We start from the raw sequence: 17,556 nt of genomic DNA, 5'->3' as shown, positions 1-17,556 counted from the left end.
GAGTGTATGAATATTCAGAATAAAGCAGGGTGTTTGATTGGGCTTGCAGTGCTATTGAGCGCCTGTTCAAACAATAACGATCCCTACCAAAATATGGACTACCCGCAGTCCTTTACCCAAAGCGGCGGCTATAACAGTTCGCCACAGTTGATTTCAGCTGAGCAATTGCAGTCCTTACTGTCTCCGATTGCCTTGTACCCCGACTCCTTGCTTTCCTTGATGCTGTTGGCATCCACTTATCCACTAGAGGTGGCCGAGGCCTATAACTGGCGCAATAGCAATTCCAGTCTAAACAGCGCTGCATTGCAAGATGCTCTCAAAGCGCAATCGTGGAATGATAGCGTGAAGTCGCTGATCTCATTCCCACAAGCATTTAACATGATGGGTAGTAAGTTACAGTGGACCCAAAATCTAGGTAATGCTTACAAGTTACAACCAGCGGATACGATGAAGGCGGTACAGGTTTTACGTAAACGCGCCGTTCAAGCTGGAACTCTGAAGTCAAATCAGCAAATTACAGTGAGCACTGACGCTAACTCGAACGTATTAATTAGTCCTGCTAATGCTCAAGTGGTCTACGTACCGAGCTATAACCCCACCGTTGTTTATGGGGCGTGGCCTTATCCAGATTACCCACCATATCCTGCCTACAACCCCGCCTGGGGAATGATGTCATTTAGTCTTGGTATGGCAGTAGGTGGTGCATTTTGGTCCACACCTAGCTGGTCTGACGGTACGATTAATGTGAATAATACAAACTCTCCCGGAAGGGCGAATAGGGGGCTGATTGGTCCAAGTAGTATTCAGAACCAGCAGCGTCTTCTGAATGATTGGAAAAACAATGCGACTCCGCAAGATCGGCAATCGGCCAGAGCAGCGGGGCAACGAGCAGATAGCGCTTTTCAGAAAAATGCTACGCCACAAGAGCGCGCTCAAGCTGACCGCTTAAATCAAGAGGCAAGAAATGATTACCAGCAGGATCGTAGTAATCCAAATACCTATCGTGAGGCAGCACAGGAAAATGCGATGCGAGAGCAGGCGCGTGCCGACCGAATGAATGATGACCGATTTGGTGGGCGTGGCGGTTTTGGTGCTGGCCGTATGGGTGGATTTAGGCGCTAATCTATAAAAAAGATAATATGAAACTTTTCCGAAAAACCCCACTCATCATCAGCGCAGTCTTACTGTTGCAGGCAAATACTTTTGCTCAGTCTGACCTTCCAAAGAATGATGTCTCTACCTCCGCATTGGTTGATCTGTGCAAAAACCTCAACGATGCAGATGCGCAGAACTTTTGCTTTGGCTTTGGTGAGGGTGTTTATCAGGCCTACCTTGCTAACCGTAATCCAAAACAAAAGCCGAGAATTTGTTTCTCATCCGATGCTGGTACTAGAGAGGTAATTCTCGAAGAGTTTCTGACCTGGAATCAAAGCAATCCCCAATTCAATCAGGAGCGCGCAGCTAAGACGCTAGTCCGATTCTTTGAGGCAAAGTATCCCTGCAAATAGCGGACGATTAATAACAACATGCATTGCACCAATATGAGGCATCACGCACATTAAGTAAGCAATACCTGATAGATGAATGCTTTTAATGGAATACCATGAACTTGTTGTTCATTCTTAGTTTTACCTCCATAGTTTTTCTTTCAAACCACCCTAAGGGGTGGTTTTTCTTTTTGCAATCACTTCATCTAAGAAGTATTTCTTAATCTCTTGGGTGATATTTTCACGAGAATGTTTACGTTTTTCTAGTAAGCCAACTTTTCGGTAAATTGTTTTTCCAGGTAACTCGGATATTTTTAGTTGTCGGTCGTTTTTCCAAGAGACGTTAGCTAGCTTGGGAACAATTGAATACCCCAGACCCTGCCTTACAAGTTCAATAATCGCCTCTACTGAGTTGAGCTCCATACCTTCTTTAATATTTAATTTATTCACCCGAATGGTTTGATCTACGAGATGGCCAGTCCATGTGTTTCGCTCAAAACGGATAAACGGAAATTGAGCGGCCAACTCTTTTGGTGTAAATCCCTTTTTATTTTTGCTTGCTGGGTGGATCACAATCATGGGCTCTGTGTATAGTTCCGTCCACTGAACATTTTGAGGTAAGGCATAGGGTGACTCAGTCACTATTGCTGCATCTAGACTGCCTTCAATGACCTGCTCTAGAAAGTTACTGGAAAGGCCGGCAATGAGTTTAATTTCAAGTTCTGGGTAGTTCTGCTTGAGTTCATTTAAGGTATTTCCAAAGGCGCCCATTAAGGTTGAGACCAGTGCGCCCAGAACAATGGTGCCGCTGAGTTCAGATTTAAAGTCCGATCCTAGGGCCTCATAGCGAGCAATGATTTCTTGAATTGGCTCAACCAAGGATCTGCCATGGTGATTGAGGGTCATAGAGCGTTTGGTTCTATCAAATAGCTCCACTCCGATATCTGCCTCTAGTTGCTGCAATTGCTGTCCTGCGGCGGCGGCAGTAAGACCTATTTCGCGTGCAGCAGCTGCCACGCTCTTATGGCGAGCAATGGCTAAAAAATTCTTGAGTACTTTGATGCTGGACATGGAATTTAATATAAAGTATTTATTTATCTCAAAGAAAATTATATTCGATTTATTTTTTACTATCTATCGATATAATCAAGCTATGTCTAATTCAGATCTCAAAGTTAAAGTCTGGCGCGGTGCTCAAGAGGGTGAGTTTGTTGAGTATTTGGTGCCTCGCAATCCAAATCAAACGGTGCTAGATGTCGTTACCTTTATTCAGCGTAAGCTCGATCCAACCCTGAGTTACCGATTTGCTTGTCGGGTGGGTATGTGCGGTTCTTGTGCCATGACAGTCAACGGCGTTGCTCGCTGGACCTGTCGTACTCACGTTTCCCAGATTGTTGAAGGGGATTCTCTAGAGATTGCCCCTCTGAATAATCTGCCAGTCATTAAAGACCTTGCTACTGATATGCGAGAGTTCTTTGATAAATGGAAGGGTGCAGTTGGTTTCTTCAAAGGCGATAAAACCCGTCACGATGACTTTGCAAGAGTAGAGCCACAATCACCTGAACGCCAGTTAGCTAATGCCGGAATTGAATGTATTGGATGTGGAGTGTGCTACTCCTCTTGTGAAGTTGTTCAGAGCCGTCCCAACTATCTCGGGCCAGCCGCCTTGAATCGTGCTTGGACCTTAACGAATGATGTGCGTGATGTGCAGCAATTAGATCGGCTACGTGCCGTTGCTGGTGATGAAGGTTGCCACGCATGCCATACGCAAGGATCTTGTACAGAGCGTTGCCCTAAGAAGCTTGAACCTACAGCCAGTATTGCTGGGTTGAAAAAGTTAGTGGCAAGAGCTGCTGTGCGAGGAAGCAAGTGGGGCAAGTTATGAGCCAAGCTGTACTTCAAGCAAAGCTCTGGTATGCCCAAAGAATTAGCGCCATGGTTTTAGGTCTCTGTGTCAGCATTCACCTCATCATTATTTTCTACGCAATACGCGGCGGCTTAACTGCTGAGGAAATTCTGGGGCGGACTCAAGGCAATATTGCTTTTGCTATTTTTTATGAGATTTTTGTTTTAGCCTGCTTTGTACATGCGCCGATTGGCTTGGCAAATATTCTTGAGGAAACGTTTTCTAAAGGGGTTATTTCTAAAGCACTATCTTCCTTGCTAGCAGTTCTCATACTCATTCTGGGTACCACGGCAGTAATTGGTGTCTACACCGGAGGTGCGCTATGAGCCCGAGGCCAAAGCTCGATTTACGCGCGAAGTCTCATCTCTCTTACTTTGCTTATGCATGCCATCGCTTCTCCGGCTTGCTGCTCGCTTGCTTCATCCCCTTGCACTTCTTAATGCTTTCTCAGTCTTTGCGTGGCGCTAGTGAATTTGAGCGCTATCTGGGATTAACGGACTTTTGGGTTTTTAAGTTCGGTGAGTGGGCGCTGGTTATTTTGTTAGCGATCCATTTAGTGGGCGGAATTCGACTCATCATGATTGAATTTGGCCCATGGCGCGGATTACGTAAGGCTTGGACCCAAGTAGCTATTTTGTTTGGCATTGCTTGCGGCCTTCTATTTTTGTATTTGGCAAATTGATCGGGTAATTTATGCAGTTGCAAATGAAAGTAGTTGAAGAGGCTTGCAAGGAGCTCTATGTTCGCGCCTTAAAGGTGCTTCCAGATGATGTTAAGGCTGGTATTGAGCGCTTAAATCAGGGCGAATCAGATGCACGTGCACAGGTGGTTCTCAAAACCATGATCACCAACATTGCTGTTGCAGAGCGCGAGGACAACTTACTTTGCCAGGACACTGGTTTACCCATTTACAAGGTCAAGATTGGCCGCAATGTACAGCTAGATGGCATGGAGCTCAAGGCAGCGATTCGTAAAGGCTGCGAGCGTGCAACTACGGAATACCCATTGAGATCTTCTGTAGTGCATCCGATTACGCGCAAGAATAATCACACATCCTGCGGTATTGATATGCCAGCAATCAGCATCGATTTTTGTGATGATGATGAGATGCTTGAAATCGAGATGGTTCCTAAAGGAAGCGGTTCAGAAAACAATTCTTTTTTAAAGATGGCTATTCCTGCCGATGGAATTAATGGTGTTAAAGCCTTTGTGATCGAGAGCGTTGTTTCTGCGGGAGGCAAGACTTGTCCACCAACCATTGTCGGTGTTGGTATCGGTGGCACCTCTGAGCAATGTGTCACGATGGCCAAGCGTGCTGCTACAAGAGCATTGGGAAGCGTGTGCAGCGATGAAGAGGGTGCTAAGTTAGAACAAGAATTAACTGCTGCCGTGAACAAATTAGGCATTGGCCCCCAAGGTTTGGGCGGTGACGGCACAGCATTTGCTGTTCATGTAGAACTTGCTCATACTCACATCACCTTAAATCCAGTGGCCGTCAATATGCAGTGCCACTCGGCGCGTAGAGCGCGAGCAACCTTCACACCTGATGGTGTGACTTACGGATTCTAGGAAAAAGATGGCTCATTACAACCTTCCAACTCCTGTTAGCGAATCAGATATTCGCAAGCTGCGAATTAATGACACGGTGACTCTGCAAAATACTTTATTCGGTATTCGGGATGCTACGCAAATTCATATGTTTGATAAGGGTCGAAAAACTCGCTTTGATCTGAATGGTCATGCGGTGATTCATACGGCACCTAATGTGCGCAAGGTGGTAGTGAGTGAAGAATTCCCAGCCGGGTATCAGCCAATCTGTATTGGTACAACCACATCAGATCGGATGGAGCGTTTTACTCGCCCATTGATGACTGAAAATGGCGTTCGAATGATTGTAGGTAAGGGCGGTATGCGCGATGACTCTGCAGCAGCCTTTCAGGAAATTGGCGGCGTGTATCTAGCAATTATTGGCGGTACAGCAGCATTAGAGACAACATGGATTGAGCAAATTGAAGATGTAGATATGGATGATCTCAACCCAGAGTCTCTGTGGCGTTTCAAGATTAAAGACTTTGGCCCCTTGCTAGTAGCAATGGATAGTCATGGCGGTAGTATTTATCAAGAAGTGAAAAGTGACGTTGCGCGCAATAAAGAGGCCGTATTAAAGAGCTTAGGAATTTCCTTATGAATATCGCCACGCTTGAGACAGACATTCTTATTCTCGGTTCTGGTGGTGCAGGACTTTTTGCAGCTTTGCATGCGCACCAAACCAACCCCAATCTACACATCACCATTGCCGTAAAGGGATTGCTGGGTAAGTGTGGTTGTACTCGTATGGTGCAGGGTGGTTATAACGTGGCACTGGCAGAGGGCGACTCTGTTGAACGTCACTTTATGGACACAATCGAAGGTGGTAAATGGTTATCGGACCAAGAGTTAGCTTGGACATTAGTCAATAAGGCGGTTGAACGTATTCGTGAGCTTGAGAATGAGCTTGGCTGTTTCTTTGATCGCAACCCTGATGGCACGATTCATCAAAAAGCATTTGCTGGACAAACTTTTGATCGCACAGTCCACAAGGGCGATTTAACTGGAATTGAAATTATCAGTCGACTGGCTGAGCAAGTATGGGCAAGAGGGATTCATCGTCTTGAAGAGCATAGGGCGGTCGAGTTAATTCATAGCGCTGATGGAAAGTCGCTTGCCGGTGTATTGATGCTCAATATGACGACTGGTCAGTTCTCCCTGGTGCGAGCGAAGGCAGTTCTACTGGCTACAGGTGGCGGACCCACAATGTATAAGTACCACACACCCTCTGGCGATAAGAGTTGTGATGGCCTAGCTATGGCACTTCGTGCGGGTCTTACTTTGCGTGACATGGAGATGGTGCAGTTTCATCCTACTGGATTACTGGCGGGGCCTGGTACCAGGATGACGGGGACTGTACTCGAGGAAGGGCTCCGTGGTGCAGGTGGATATTTGCTCAATGGTAATAAAGAACGTTTCATGGGTAACTATGATCCGCGCAATGAACGCGCTACTCGAGATATCGTTTCTCGCTCTATTAATTCTGAAATTAGGGCGGGTAGAGCTACCCCCAATGGCGGTGTCTATATTCAGATGAGTCACCTTGGTCCCGATAATGTGCGCCAGCAATTTAAAGGCATGGTCGAGCGATGTGCAGACAGCGGCTTTGATTTGGCAGGAGATTTAGTAGAGGTAGTTCCCACTGCACATTACATGATGGGTGGATTGATTTTTAAAGCCGATTGCAGCACAGAATTACCGGGCTTATTTGCAGCTGGAGAAGATACTGGTGGTGTTCACGGAGCAAATCGCCTAGGCGGCAATGGTGTTGCAAACTCAACGGTATATGGCGGTATAGCTGGCGAGGAAATGGCACATTGGGTGATGTCTCAAACTTTACAAGAGTGCAATATGGATGAGGTGCGCACGAGTATTAAAGCGCATGAGGCTCCATTGGAGCGACCAGCAGGTGATATCGAATTGATTCGAGATGCTCTTGCAGAGTGCATGTGGGATGACGTGGGTATATCTAGAACTAAAGACAGTTTATTGCGTGCTCGTACTAAGTTAGATCAGTTAGGTCAGCATTTAGACCAAATGGGAGTGGGTGATATCCAAAGGCAGTACAGTGTTACATGGCAGGATTGGATGAATCTAAATAATCTCATTTTGGTGAGCAAGTCCGTCACAGAGGCCGCTCTTTCTCGTGAAAACTCAAGAGGGGCACACTATCGCGAAGATTATCCTGATGCAGGATCTCTGGAAGAGTCTTATTTCACGGCAGTCCATCTGCAATCTCGAGGTTTAGAAATTGAAAACAGACCCGTTCAATTTACGATGGTCAAGCCGGGCGAGACTATTTTAGTAGAGGCTTAATATCTTTGAATTAATTGAGCCGGTCTCATTTGCGCTAGCAGCTTTAATAGTTCTTTGCGGATTCTTCATCTTTGGAATTTCTGGATTTGGCTCGTCAATAGTATCTGTACCTCTATTGGTTCAGATGTATCCGCTAAAGGTTGTGGTGCCAATGATGGTCATCATTGATATTTGTGCCTCCCTTTACGTCGGAAGAAAGTCATCTGGCGATGCGAATATTCAAGAATTGAAATGGCTGTTTCCTTTTAGCTTAATCGGAATGGTATTAGGGATCTTTTTATTGATAAGAGCACCAAGCGAACCCTTGCTGCTAATTCTTGGGACATTTGCAGCCATTAACGGTATTCGTGTTTTGGTACAGCGAAATGTCGAGTCTCGAGATCCAATTAATAAATGGTGGGCAGTGCCATTTGGATTTTTTGGCGGTATATTTACAGCTCTTTTTGCGACTGGCGGGCCGGTATACGTCTCTTATCTCGGTTTAAGAATTAATAATCCCAAGGTACTTCGCGCAACTATGGCATTCGCTATTTTTATGCTGACATTTTTGCGACTCACCTTAATGCTGGTGACGGGACTCATCTTGAGCTGGGAGGTAATCGGCCTTGCAGTTTGTTTGATGCCAGTGACTTTCTTGGGAATTTGGGCAGGTACCCATGTCCACACTAAGCTCAGCAATGCTTCTATGCGTATTGCCTATGGGTCAATATTGGTGTTTGCTGGTTCGATGTTGTTAATTAGGCAGATTACATAAAAATATTATTCGTGAAAAGGAAAAAGCGAGGACCTATCCTCGCTTTTTGCATTCAACTAGCAGTGTTTACTGGGCGATGATATTGCGACCCTTAATTACTTTCTCCCAGTTAGCCAACTCAGCTTTAATCTGAGCATCAAAGTCTTTCTGAGAATTCACAACCGGGGTCAAGCCATTAAGCTCCAAGCTCTTTTGCATAGCATCTGACTTCACCGCCTTAACAGTAGCGTCATAGATTTTGTCTGTAATCACCTTAGGAGTGTTGGCTGGTGCCACTAAGCCAAACCAACCAGTACTTTCAAAGCCAGGAATGCCGCTTTCAGCAACTGTTGGCACATCGGGAAGCTGCTTGACTCGCTTTGCACTGGTAACGGCAATTGGCTTAATTTGCCCGGTTTTTGCAAAGCCAGTTGCCGCCGTTAAATTGCCAACCATGAAGTCAATCTGACCAGCTACTAGATCATTGATGGCTGCAGACTCGCCCTTATAAGGTACGTGAGTCGCAGGAATGTTGGCTGCGTAATTGAGGTTCTCGCCTGCCATATGAACCTGGCTACCGATACCCGCAGATCCAAAATTGAGATCCTTGGTTTTTGTATAGGTAATGAATTCATTTAAATTCTTGACTGGGATTTTGGTGCTGACAGATAGCAACATTGGGCCGCTAGCTACATTGGTAATGTTTACAAAATCTTTACTGTAATTGACTGGTAACTTTTTATATAAACTAGGATTCACGGTAAGCATGCTTCCCGAGGCAAGCATGATGGTGTAACCATCTGCAGGTGCTTGCGCTACAAATTCAGCGGCGATATTGCCACCGGCGCCACCTTTATTTTCAACGATGACGTTCTGTCCCAGATCTTTTGTTAATTGCTGAGCTAAGAGTCGACCAAGAATATCGGTAGTACCTCCGGCTACAAAAGGAATAATTAATTTGATTGGTTTTGTTGGCCACGATTGCGCTGTTGCTAATTGAGGCAATGCAAGGGTAAGTGCCCCTACAAGTAAAACTAAACGTCTATTTAAATTATATTTTTTATTCTCAAACATCGATGAGCTCCAGTGGTAATTTGATCTTTATATCTTAGCTACTTAGCTATGAAAAAAATATACTCAACTGCTATTTAATAGTTATATGCTTATTTATTACTGCTGTCTCCTCCACCCATCCTGCAGCACTTCAAGACACTCTCTGAGATGCACTACGAATTGGGTATTGCAAGATATCTAAATCATCTATATGATTCAGATATGCCAGTTATTTTGATCCCTAAAGCTAGATCTAGTCAAGCCCTGAAAACCCTGCTTTTGAGTGGCCTTATCCGCGGTAAGCATTCATGAATCTGAGCTATCCAGAGATTCTTGCGCTAGCAAACTCAGGCCTTCAGGCCGCTGGGATCAATTCAAAGTCGGCTTATGAAACGGCCCAGTTTCTGGCGCTAGCGGAGTTAGATGGGCTGGCCTCCCATGGTTTGGCGAGAGTTTCCCAATATGCTGCGCATGCAAAAAATGGCCGTATTGAATTGGATTCTAAATTACGGGTACGTCCATTTAAAACGGCAGCCGCTTTGGTCGATGCGCGTGATGGCCTAGCTTTTCCTGCGCTTCGGTTTGCAACTGACCTATCAGTCAATCTAGCCTCCAAAAATGGTCTTGGTCTAGTAGCTGTGACCAATAGCCATCATTTTGGTGTCGCGGGGCATTATGTTGAGGCTGCAGCACGAGCAGGCTATGTCTCCTTGCTATTTGGAAATACTCCAGCTGCGATGCCTATGGTTGGCGGTACAAAAGCAATCTTTGGAACTAACCCCCTTGCTGCAGCTTTTCCTACCAGCAGCGATCCTTTAGTTATAGATATGTCGCTTTCTGCAGTAGCTCGCGGAAAACTCTTGGTTGCAGCAAAAAATGGTCAAGCGATTCCGGAAGGGTGGGCATTGACTGCGGATGGCAAGCCAACTACTGATCCACAAGAAGGCTTAAAGGGCTTGATGCTTCCTTTGGGTGGCGATAAAGGGGCCTTACTTGCCCTCATCGTTGAGTTGCTGGTGGTCGGACTTTCAGGCAGCCGTTTTTCTTATGAAGCGGATTCCTTTTTTGACCCTAAAGGCAATCGTCCGCGTATTGGTCAACTGATATTGACTATTGATACAGGTTTGGCAGGTAAGTCTGTTTTTGCCAGTCGCATCCAAGACTTTATCAAGGTCTTAAGTGTCGATGCAGGAACCCGTCTTCCTGGACAACGTCGTTTTCAGCAGCGTGCTACAGGATTTCGTAACGGTGTGACAGTTTCAGATGTGGTTGTAGAAGAAATTCAGACTGGCATCCGCCAGTCATGGACTGAGTAGTTTTTTATAAACGAGATTATTGAGGAGATAGTAATGATCCACTTTGTCGTGCATGAGCCAGCAGATGGCGTAGGTGTAGTAGTAGTTGAGGGCGTCAAGGCCGGAACTGAATTAATTGGTTGGGTAATGGACGGCGACCTTACTTTGAATATCAAGTCTGAAAGTGATATTCCTATTGGTCACAAAATTTCATTGAACGATTTCAAGCCAGGTGACACAGTAATGAAATACGGCGTTGATATTGGTAAGGTAGTAGCCCCAATTAAAAAGGGTGAGCACCTTCACGTCCAAAACGTAAAAACTAAGCGCTGGTAATCCGGCACCTTAACTACCTATTCATTGAGAGAGATATAAAAAATGACTAATTTGAAAGACGCGACCTTTTTAGGTTATCGCCGTGAAAACGGCCGCATGGGTATTCGTAATCACGTATTGATTTTGCCTTTGGATGACTTATCCAATGCAGCCTGTGAAGCAGTAGCTAACAACATCAAAGGAACGATGGCGATTCCTCACTCCTATGGTCGTTTACAGTTCGGAGCTGACTTGGATTTACACTTTCGCACCTTAATTGGTACAGGCTCTAATCCAAACGTAGCTGCTGTAGTGGTTATTGGTATCGAGCCACAGTGGACCAAAATTATCGTTGATGGCATCAAGGCATCAGGCAAGCCAGTTGAGGGATTCTGGATTGAAGGTAATGGCGACACAGCAACCATTGCTTCCGCTAGTAAATCTGCCTACAACATGATGAAGCATGCATCAAAGCAAAAACGTGTTTCTGCTCCATTATCTGAGTTATGGGTTTCCACAAAATGCGGCGAATCCGATACGACTTCTGGTTGTGGTGCAAACCCAACCGTAGGTGATGCTTTTGATAAGTTGTATGCAATTGGCTCCACCATGGTGTTTGGTGAGACTACCGAGTTAACTGGTGGCGAGCATCTGGTTGAAGCGCGTTGCCGTACTCCAGAAGTAAAGAAAAAGTTCCGCGAGATGTTTGATCGCTACCAGGATGTGATTGAGCGTCATAAGACGAGCGATCTGTCCGACTCTCAGCCAACTAAAGGCAATATTGCAGGTGGTTTAACAACCATCGAAGAGAAGGCTTTGGGCAATATCCAAAAAATTGGTAAGAAATGTATTGTGGATAGCGTTCTGGATAAGGGTGAAGAGCCAAAGATTCCTGGTTTGCATTTCATGGACTCATCATCAGCTGCTGCTGAAATGGTCACCTTGTGTGCGGCTGCTGGTTTTACTGCCCACTTCTTCCCAACGGGTCAAGGTAATGTGATCGGCAATGCAATTCTTCCGGTGATTAAGATTTGCGCTAATCCAAAGACTGTTCGCACTATGGGTGAGCATATCGACGTTGATGTGTCTGGCTTATTGCGTCGCGAAGAGAATATGGATCAAGCGGGAGATAAGCTCTTGGATTGCTTGCAGCGTACAGCTGACGGTGAGTTGACTGCTTCTGAAATTCTTGGTCACCGTGAGTTTGTATTGACTCGTTTATACGAATCAGCATAAGACTGCAGCATGAGAAACCTGACCGCTTACGAGGAAGTCAAGCAAAAGATCACCGAGGATTTGGTCAGGGGTCGATATCCTATGGGGCAGGCATTGCCTGCCGAAAAGGATTTATCAAAAGAGTTAGATGTATCGATAGGTACCCTGCGCAAAGCGGTGGACGAGTTGGTTGCGGAAGGTATCGTAGTCCGACGCCAAGGCAGGGGCACCTATGTTGTTGAGCATGATCTCAAAAGACTTCTATATTATTTTTTCCACATTGTTAAACACGATGCTGAAAAAAAGGTTTACCCCAAAGTTGAGCTTGTCTCCTTAAATAGCGCTACTGCCAATAAAGAAGAGGCAAGTAAGCTGGAGATTAAAGAAGGCGCCCCCATTTGGAGAATTACCAATCGCCTGTCATTGGAAGGGCAGTGCGTCATGATCGATCAGATCACGCTAGATAAACAAAGGTTTAAAAATTTAAGCCGAGCAGACTTTATTGATCGTAAAGGTAGCATCTACCAAATGTATCAAATGGAATACGGTCAGACCGTTGTGCGAAGTAGTGAGCGTTTGCGTGCCGGCTTAGCAGGGAAGCAACATGCTGAATGGCTTGGATTAAATCTAGATTCTCCCGTGCTAGTGATTAGAAGGGTGGCGCTGGGCATTCAGGATGAGCCTCTAGAGTGGCGTGTCTCCACTTTAAACACTACTCAACATGAGTATTTCAGTGAGTTAGTGGCTTAGTTTGATGTTGAATACCATTCGGAAGAATATTCCAGGGCTGTTGGTTTGCTTGGTCATTGCCATGTCTACCAGTTTTCTTTCTGAGAACTATGGTGGCCCACAGTTGTTGTACGCATTACTGATTGGTTTGTCACTTCATTTTTTATATCTCAATGAGGCCGTAAAGCCAGGGATTGATTTTTGCGCCAAGACGGTTCTACGACTGGGCGTTGCATTTCTAGGTATTCGGGTTACATTTGCTGATATTGGCGCAATCGGTTTAAATACCGGATTAATGGTGATGTTTGCAGTTGCTGCCACGGTAGCCCTTGGATTCTTCTTAGCTAAACTATTAAAGCTGTCCCCAGACTTTGGATTGATTGCAGGTGGATCCGTTGGTATTTGCGGAGCTTCAGCTGCTTTAGCGGTTGCCTCTGTACTGCCAAAAACGAAAGAGAATGAGCGATTTACTCTACTGGTAGTAGTTGGGGTAACCGTCCTCTCCACGATTGCCATGGTGGTGTATCCCTTCGCGTTGCAGTTACTCAATATCACCGCCGTACCTGCAGGCATCTTTCTCGGAGCCACCATTCATGATGTGGCACAGGTAGTTGCTGCAGGCATGTTGTTTGGCCCTGAGGCGGGTGATGTAGCGACTGTTGTGAAGTTGTTCCGAGTCGCTCTTTTGCTACCTGTCGTTTTATTTATCTCTATTTTCTTTGGTGCTGAAAAATCATCTCAGCGCTTAGGTTGGGGTAGCCTACGTCTGATACCGACATTCTTATTGGGATTCGTGGCGCTTTCAGTCGTTGCATCTATGCAGATTTTGCCAAGCTCTGTTGCGCAATCTATTGGCGGAATATCCCGCTGGATGTTGGTGATTGCTATTGGCGCTGCTGGACTGAAAACAAACTTTCAGGAGTTGGCAAAGTTGGGTTGGCAGCCTGTTGTGATGTTGCTAGTGGAAACCCTATTTATCGCTTTAATCGGTTTAATATTTATCCTGAATCTCTCTTAACGGGATTACCAATCATTATTTTGGCGGTATTCTATAAAAAGTGCTCATACGTAATGCATGTATTTTAAAAAGGTGAACTACCTATGTCGGATAAAGGCAATCTTTCTAGCCGTCGAAAATTTTTAAAAAGTTCTGCTGGCGTTGGCGCGGGTCTTAGTGCTGCAATGGTCTCTGGTACCGCTTTGGCTCAAGCCTCTGCTAATGAATTTTTACAAGTAGACCCCTGGACTAAGGTGCAGGGCTCTACCTTCATCAATCCACCTTACGGCCTCCCCTCAAAATACGAAAAAAATGTAGTTCGAGTCTTACCATCTCCTGCACCCACTTTTTTAACGGGCTCCAGAACGCCATTGCAAAATTTGCATGGCATTATTACGCCCAACGGACTCTTCTTTGAGAGACATCATGCCGGTGTGCCTGATATCAATCCTGATCAGCATCGCTTAGTTATTCATGGCATGGTTGATAGGCCCCTGATGTTGACTATGGAAGACATTGTTCGTTTCCCGTCAGAATCCCGCATTTATTTTTTGGAATGCTCCGGCAATAGTGCTGCTGAATTAAAGAAGGCAACCGGTAAAACCGCCCAGGAAATTCACGGACTACTTTCTTGTTGTGAGTGGACTGGGGTTCGTCTCTCGACCATCTTTCAAGAATGCGGAGTTCAGCCCGGCGCCACATGGGCCCTAGCAGAAGGTGCTGATGGTGCTGCAATGACTCGTAGTATTCCGATGAGCAAAATGATGGATGATGCGCTATTGGTTTATGCCCAGAACGGTGAGATGTTGCGGGCTGAGCAAGGCTATCCTTTGCGTCTATTGTTGCCGGGCTTTGAGGGGAACATGAGTATTAAGTGGCTAAGACGCCTTAAATTAGGCTCTGAACCTTGGCAAACTCGTGAAGAAACATCGGCCTATACCGACTTACAAGCTGATGGCAAAGCCCTTCAATTTACTTTTGCTATGGATGTGAAGTCGGTCATTACGCAACCATCCGGCATGATGAAACTTAAGTCCAAGGGATTCTATGAAGTTTCAGGCATTGCTTGGTCTGGTAACGGAAAGATTAAAAGGGTTGAAGTGTCAACGGATGGTGGAAAGTCTTGGGCCGATGCCATCTTGCAAGAGCCAGTCATGGATAAATCTCTGGTGCGCTTCCGTTATCCCTGGGTTTGGAATGGTGAGCCGACTGTATTCATGAGTCGAGCGATTGACTCTAGTGGCGATACTCAGCCAAGTATGGAGGCTTTATTAAAGGCAAAAAGTTCCAATAGCTTCTATCACAACAATGCAATTCAGCCATGGCGTGTTGCTGCTAATGGGGAGATTACAAATGGCCGCTAAATCTTTTGTGAAACTGCCTCTGACTTTTGCATTATCCGGAGTTTTAGTAGCTTGCTCGAGCGGATATCAGGCTAATGGACCAGTTGGCCTTGGTAAGCCAGTTACCGAAAATCAAATCAAAGCCTGGAACATTGATGTTGGTCCAAATGGAGCAGGTTTGCCCTCTGGATCTGGTACAGCTGCAACTGGTGAAATCATTTACCAGCAAAAATGCGCATCTTGTCATGGTGACAAGGGGCAGGGTGGAATCTCTAACCGTTTGGTTGGTGGGGGTGGCTTAAATACTGACAAGCCTGTTAAAACGGTTGGTAGTTTTTGGCCTTACGCTACAACTATATTTGACTATGTGAAGAGGGCTATGCCACATCAGGCGCCGCAATCTCTGACAGATGATCAGGTGTACGCTCTAACTGCTTACATCTTGTATATGAATAAAATTATTTCAACGGATGAGGTAATGAATGCAAAGTCATTACCGTTGGTCAAGATGCCAAATCGAGATGGGTTTATTCCAATCGTAAAGTAGGCATCTGGGCTGAGTTTGCTTATGCGTAAGAGTCCTCAAACTCTTCCATCTTGATAGTAGTCATCAAGAACAGAATTCTGCGTTGGAAGTTTTTTCGTTCAGTCACATTCTCATGTGGCAAGCGATCATGTTCACGTAATAACTGCGTAATGATTGGGTTGTAGTGCTCTCGTACGGGTGACATCTCAATTCCTTGGTAAATATCTTCTGAGGACTAATTTACCAAGGTGTCTATATATCCACAAGAAACATATAGCGATAACTAAATTACTTTTGGGTATATAGCTTATTTATTTTTCTACGAATGCGCGCTCGAATACGTAGTCACCTAATTGACCAAGGCTAGGTGATACCTTGAAGCCCTTGGAATCGAGCATCTCAGCAGTTTCTTTGAGCATGGATGGGCTACCGCAGATCATGGCGCGATCGACTGCTGGATCTAATGGGGGTAAGCCAATATCTTTAAAGAGTTGACCTGATTCAATCGCAGTAGTTAAGCGACCAGTGTGCTTAAAAGCTTCGCGAGTTACGGTTGGGTAGTAGATTAACTTCTCGCGAATGATTTCACCAATGTATTCGTCTTGAGTGAGCTCATCTTTAATGTACTCACCATAAGCCAGTTCGCTTACCAAACGAACACCGTGAATCAAGACTACTTTTTCAAACTTCTCATAAGTATCCGGATCACGAATAATGCTCATGAAAGGGGCTAGTCCTGTACCGGTACTGAATAAATAAAGATGTTTACCTGGATTCAAGTCATCTATGACTAGGGTGCCCACGGATTTCTCGCTGACCAAAATGGGGTCACCTACCTGAATCTTCTGAAGACGGGAGGTGAGGGGGCCATCTTGAACCTTGATACTTAAGAACTCTAAATGCTCTTCATAATTCGGACTCGCCACACTGTAGGCTCGAACCAATGGCTTACCTTCGACTTCCAGGCCAATCATCAAAAAATGGCCGCTGCGGAAGCGTAGACCTTTGTTTCTGGTGGTGGTGAAGCTGAACAGGGTGTCATTCCAGTGATGAACGGTGAGGACGGTTTCAGTGTTGTAGGCAGCCATAAATACGAAATATTAAGGTGTAAATTCCAATTATCCTCATTCTAGTGGTGGCTCTATAGATAAAAAAGTATTTAGCATATAAAAAGGGAGTCTTTTACTTATATCGGCTAGCCCCCTATGATCCTTTTATGCCCAATCAAGAGAACCATATGTCCGCTAAGCCTACAGTTCAGAAGCCCTTATTTTTGACCATCATCCAGATATTTTTGGGTTTTGCTCTACTGAGCTTATCCACCCACCTAGCCTTAGAAAGTGCCCTGTATCTTGATGCCCTTAATCAGAGCGGCCTAAATCAATATCATACTTTTGGAGTGCTGGTTTGCCTGAGTTTCATTTCAGGCGTTTTCTTGATTGCACAGCATGTGTTGACCCAAGACGAGGCTAGCGTTGATGAGCACTTTAATAAGGCTCTAAACTTCTAAATCAAGCTAGACTGTGGTCTTATCTTAATAAGGCCACACCATGACTTCATCGCCACATCAATCAATCTTTGAGAGGGGTGCATGGTATGTGGTGGTTCAGGGAATTCTGATTGGCTTGATTTTGTTTGGCCCCCAAGGTTCTCTTCTGGTTAGCTCAGAATCAATTGCCTCGATTCTCCAATCCTGTGGCATTGCCATCGGCTTACTAGCCACTGTAATTATGGTGATTGCCGTCATTAATCTGGGTAAAAATCTCACCCCCTTGCCATGCCCAAAAGACAATGCAGTTCTGATTCAGAATGGCTTATATCAATTTGTGAGGCACCCGATCTACTTTGGAGTGCTCTTAGCAGCACTTGCTTGGCTTCTCATCTTCCCTGGACTCTATATATTGATCTATGCCATTAGCCTATTTTTCTTATTTGACATCAAAGCAAGGCGGGAAGAGCTCTGGCTGGTGGAACGTTTTCCAGATTACAGGGACTATCAGCGTAGAGTCAAAAAGTTAATTCCTGCCATCTATTAATATGGTGTTTTAAGTTAT

22 protein-coding genes are annotated in these 17,556 nt (G+C 45.3%); 18 read left to right on the top strand and 4 right to left on the bottom strand.

Going from position 1 to position 17,556, the window contains the following annotated elements:
- The first annotated feature begins 6 nt into the window (after nt 1-6).
- Nucleotides 7-1,122 (top strand): DUF3300 domain-containing protein, encoded by a 1,116-nt coding sequence (locus tag FD977_RS07585; protein WP_215304665.1) that lies wholly within the window; start codon nt 7-9, stop codon nt 1,120-1,122.
- Nucleotides 1,123-1,139: 17 nt separating this feature from the next.
- A complete protein-coding gene (locus FD977_RS07580) occupies nt 1,140-1,508 on the top strand; it encodes a Rap1a/Tai family immunity protein (RefSeq protein WP_215304663.1) in 369 nt (122 codons plus the stop codon).
- A 150-nt stretch (nt 1,509-1,658) separates the two neighbouring features.
- Here FD977_RS07580 and FD977_RS07575 read toward each other — a convergent pair whose 3' ends face one another.
- Nucleotides 1,659-2,558: a LysR family transcriptional regulator gene (locus FD977_RS07575; RefSeq protein WP_215304662.1), complete on the bottom strand. Its 900-nt coding sequence runs from the start codon at nt 2,556-2,558 to the stop codon at nt 1,659-1,661.
- An 82-nt stretch (nt 2,559-2,640) separates the two neighbouring features.
- Here FD977_RS07575 and FD977_RS07570 point away from each other — a divergent pair, with 82 nt between their 5' ends.
- From FD977_RS07570 to FD977_RS07540, 7 genes are read left to right on the top strand one after another with little or no spacing between them, the layout of a single operon-like run.
- On the top strand, nt 2,641-3,372 hold the full coding sequence (locus tag FD977_RS07570) for a succinate dehydrogenase/fumarate reductase iron-sulfur subunit (RefSeq protein ID WP_215304660.1): 732 nt from the start codon (nt 2,641-2,643) through the stop codon (nt 3,370-3,372).
- Entirely contained in the window at nt 3,369-3,719 is a 351-nt protein-coding gene (locus FD977_RS07565; RefSeq protein ID WP_215304658.1) for a succinate dehydrogenase, read from the top strand. The genes FD977_RS07570 and FD977_RS07565 overlap by 4 nt, the downstream gene beginning before the upstream one ends.
- Entirely contained in the window at nt 3,716-4,075 is a 360-nt protein-coding gene (gene sdhC / locus FD977_RS07560; protein WP_215304656.1) for a succinate dehydrogenase, cytochrome b556 subunit, read from the top strand. The genes FD977_RS07565 and sdhC overlap by 4 nt, the downstream gene beginning before the upstream one ends.
- Before the next feature lie 11 nt (nt 4,076-4,086).
- A complete protein-coding gene (locus FD977_RS07555; protein WP_215304654.1) occupies nt 4,087-4,962 on the top strand; it encodes a fumarate hydratase in 876 nt (291 codons plus the stop codon).
- Between the two features lie 7 nt (nt 4,963-4,969).
- A complete protein-coding gene (locus tag FD977_RS07550) occupies nt 4,970-5,581 on the top strand; it encodes a fumarate hydratase C-terminal domain-containing protein (protein ID WP_215304652.1) in 612 nt (203 codons plus the stop codon).
- Nucleotides 5,578-7,296 (top strand): L-aspartate oxidase, encoded by a 1,719-nt coding sequence (locus tag FD977_RS07545; RefSeq protein ID WP_215304650.1) that lies wholly within the window; start codon nt 5,578-5,580, stop codon nt 7,294-7,296. Before FD977_RS07550 ends, FD977_RS07545 begins: the two co-directional genes overlap by 4 nt.
- A 1-nt stretch (nt 7,297) precedes the next feature.
- Nucleotides 7,298-8,050 (top strand): sulfite exporter TauE/SafE family protein, encoded by a 753-nt coding sequence (locus FD977_RS07540; protein ID WP_215307094.1) that lies wholly within the window; start codon nt 7,298-7,300, stop codon nt 8,048-8,050.
- A 66-nt stretch (nt 8,051-8,116) separates the two neighbouring features.
- On the opposite strand, the gene FD977_RS07535 is transcribed toward FD977_RS07540, so the two are convergent.
- Nucleotides 8,117-9,103: a tripartite tricarboxylate transporter substrate binding protein gene (locus tag FD977_RS07535; protein WP_215304648.1), complete on the bottom strand. Its 987-nt coding sequence runs from the start codon at nt 9,101-9,103 to the stop codon at nt 8,117-8,119.
- A 287-nt stretch (nt 9,104-9,390) separates the two neighbouring features.
- Between FD977_RS07535 and FD977_RS07530 the strand changes: the two genes are divergently transcribed.
- The 7 genes from FD977_RS07530 (at nt 9,391) to FD977_RS07500 (ending at nt 15,523) form a co-directional block, all read left to right on the top strand.
- Nucleotides 9,391-10,398 carry an Ldh family oxidoreductase gene (locus FD977_RS07530; protein ID WP_215304647.1) on the top strand — a complete coding sequence of 336 codons (1,008 nt, stop codon included), beginning with the start codon at nt 9,391-9,393 and terminating at the stop codon, nt 10,396-10,398.
- Nucleotides 10,399-10,431: 33 nt separating this feature from the next.
- Nucleotides 10,432-10,713, top strand: a complete 282-nt coding sequence (locus FD977_RS07525) for a UxaA family hydrolase (protein WP_215304645.1) — start codon at nt 10,432-10,434, stop codon at nt 10,711-10,713.
- A 42-nt stretch (nt 10,714-10,755) separates the two neighbouring features.
- Complete coding sequence (locus FD977_RS07520) at nt 10,756-11,928, top strand: UxaA family hydrolase (RefSeq protein WP_215304643.1); 1,173 nt, start codon at nt 10,756-10,758, stop codon at nt 11,926-11,928.
- Between the two features lie 9 nt (nt 11,929-11,937).
- Nucleotides 11,938-12,657 carry a GntR family transcriptional regulator gene (locus FD977_RS07515; protein WP_215304641.1) on the top strand — a complete coding sequence of 240 codons (720 nt, stop codon included), beginning with the start codon at nt 11,938-11,940 and terminating at the stop codon, nt 12,655-12,657.
- 4 nt (nt 12,658-12,661) lie between these two features.
- On the top strand, nt 12,662-13,654 hold the full coding sequence (locus tag FD977_RS07510) for a YeiH family protein (protein WP_215304639.1): 993 nt from the start codon (nt 12,662-12,664) through the stop codon (nt 13,652-13,654).
- Between the two features lie 83 nt (nt 13,655-13,737).
- A complete protein-coding gene (gene soxC, locus FD977_RS07505; RefSeq protein WP_215304637.1) occupies nt 13,738-14,997 on the top strand; it encodes a sulfite dehydrogenase in 1,260 nt (419 codons plus the stop codon).
- Nucleotides 14,987-15,523, top strand: a complete 537-nt coding sequence (locus FD977_RS07500) for a c-type cytochrome (protein ID WP_215304635.1) — start codon at nt 14,987-14,989, stop codon at nt 15,521-15,523. The genes soxC and FD977_RS07500 overlap by 11 nt, the downstream gene beginning before the upstream one ends.
- A 19-nt stretch (nt 15,524-15,542) precedes the next feature.
- Here the strand turns inward: FD977_RS07500 and FD977_RS07495 are convergent, their stop codons facing one another.
- Together FD977_RS07495 and FD977_RS07490 are read right to left on the bottom strand one after the other, a co-directional pair.
- On the bottom strand, nt 15,543-15,707 hold the full coding sequence (locus FD977_RS07495) for a hypothetical protein (protein ID WP_215304633.1): 165 nt from the start codon (nt 15,705-15,707) through the stop codon (nt 15,543-15,545).
- A 106-nt stretch (nt 15,708-15,813) separates the two neighbouring features.
- A complete protein-coding gene (locus tag FD977_RS07490; RefSeq protein WP_215304632.1) occupies nt 15,814-16,590 on the bottom strand; it encodes a ferredoxin--NADP reductase in 777 nt (258 codons plus the stop codon).
- Nucleotides 16,591-16,739: 149 nt separating this feature from the next.
- On the opposite strand from FD977_RS07490, the gene FD977_RS07485 reads away from it, so the two are divergent.
- Both FD977_RS07485 and FD977_RS07480 read left to right on the top strand, forming a co-directional pair.
- Complete coding sequence (locus FD977_RS07485; protein WP_215304630.1) at nt 16,740-17,012, top strand: hypothetical protein; 273 nt, start codon at nt 16,740-16,742, stop codon at nt 17,010-17,012.
- Between the two features lie 40 nt (nt 17,013-17,052).
- On the top strand, nt 17,053-17,538 hold the full coding sequence (locus tag FD977_RS07480; RefSeq protein WP_215304628.1) for an isoprenylcysteine carboxylmethyltransferase family protein: 486 nt from the start codon (nt 17,053-17,055) through the stop codon (nt 17,536-17,538).
- Nucleotides 17,539-17,556 lie beyond the last annotated feature (18 nt).

This window comes from Polynucleobacter sp. AP-Elch-400A-B2, from assembly GCF_018688355.1.
GTDB lineage: Bacteria > Pseudomonadota > Gammaproteobacteria > Burkholderiales > Burkholderiaceae > Polynucleobacter.
The sequence above is the reverse complement of the archived record's forward strand: the minus strand, read 5'-3'. Positions and strand labels throughout refer to the sequence as shown.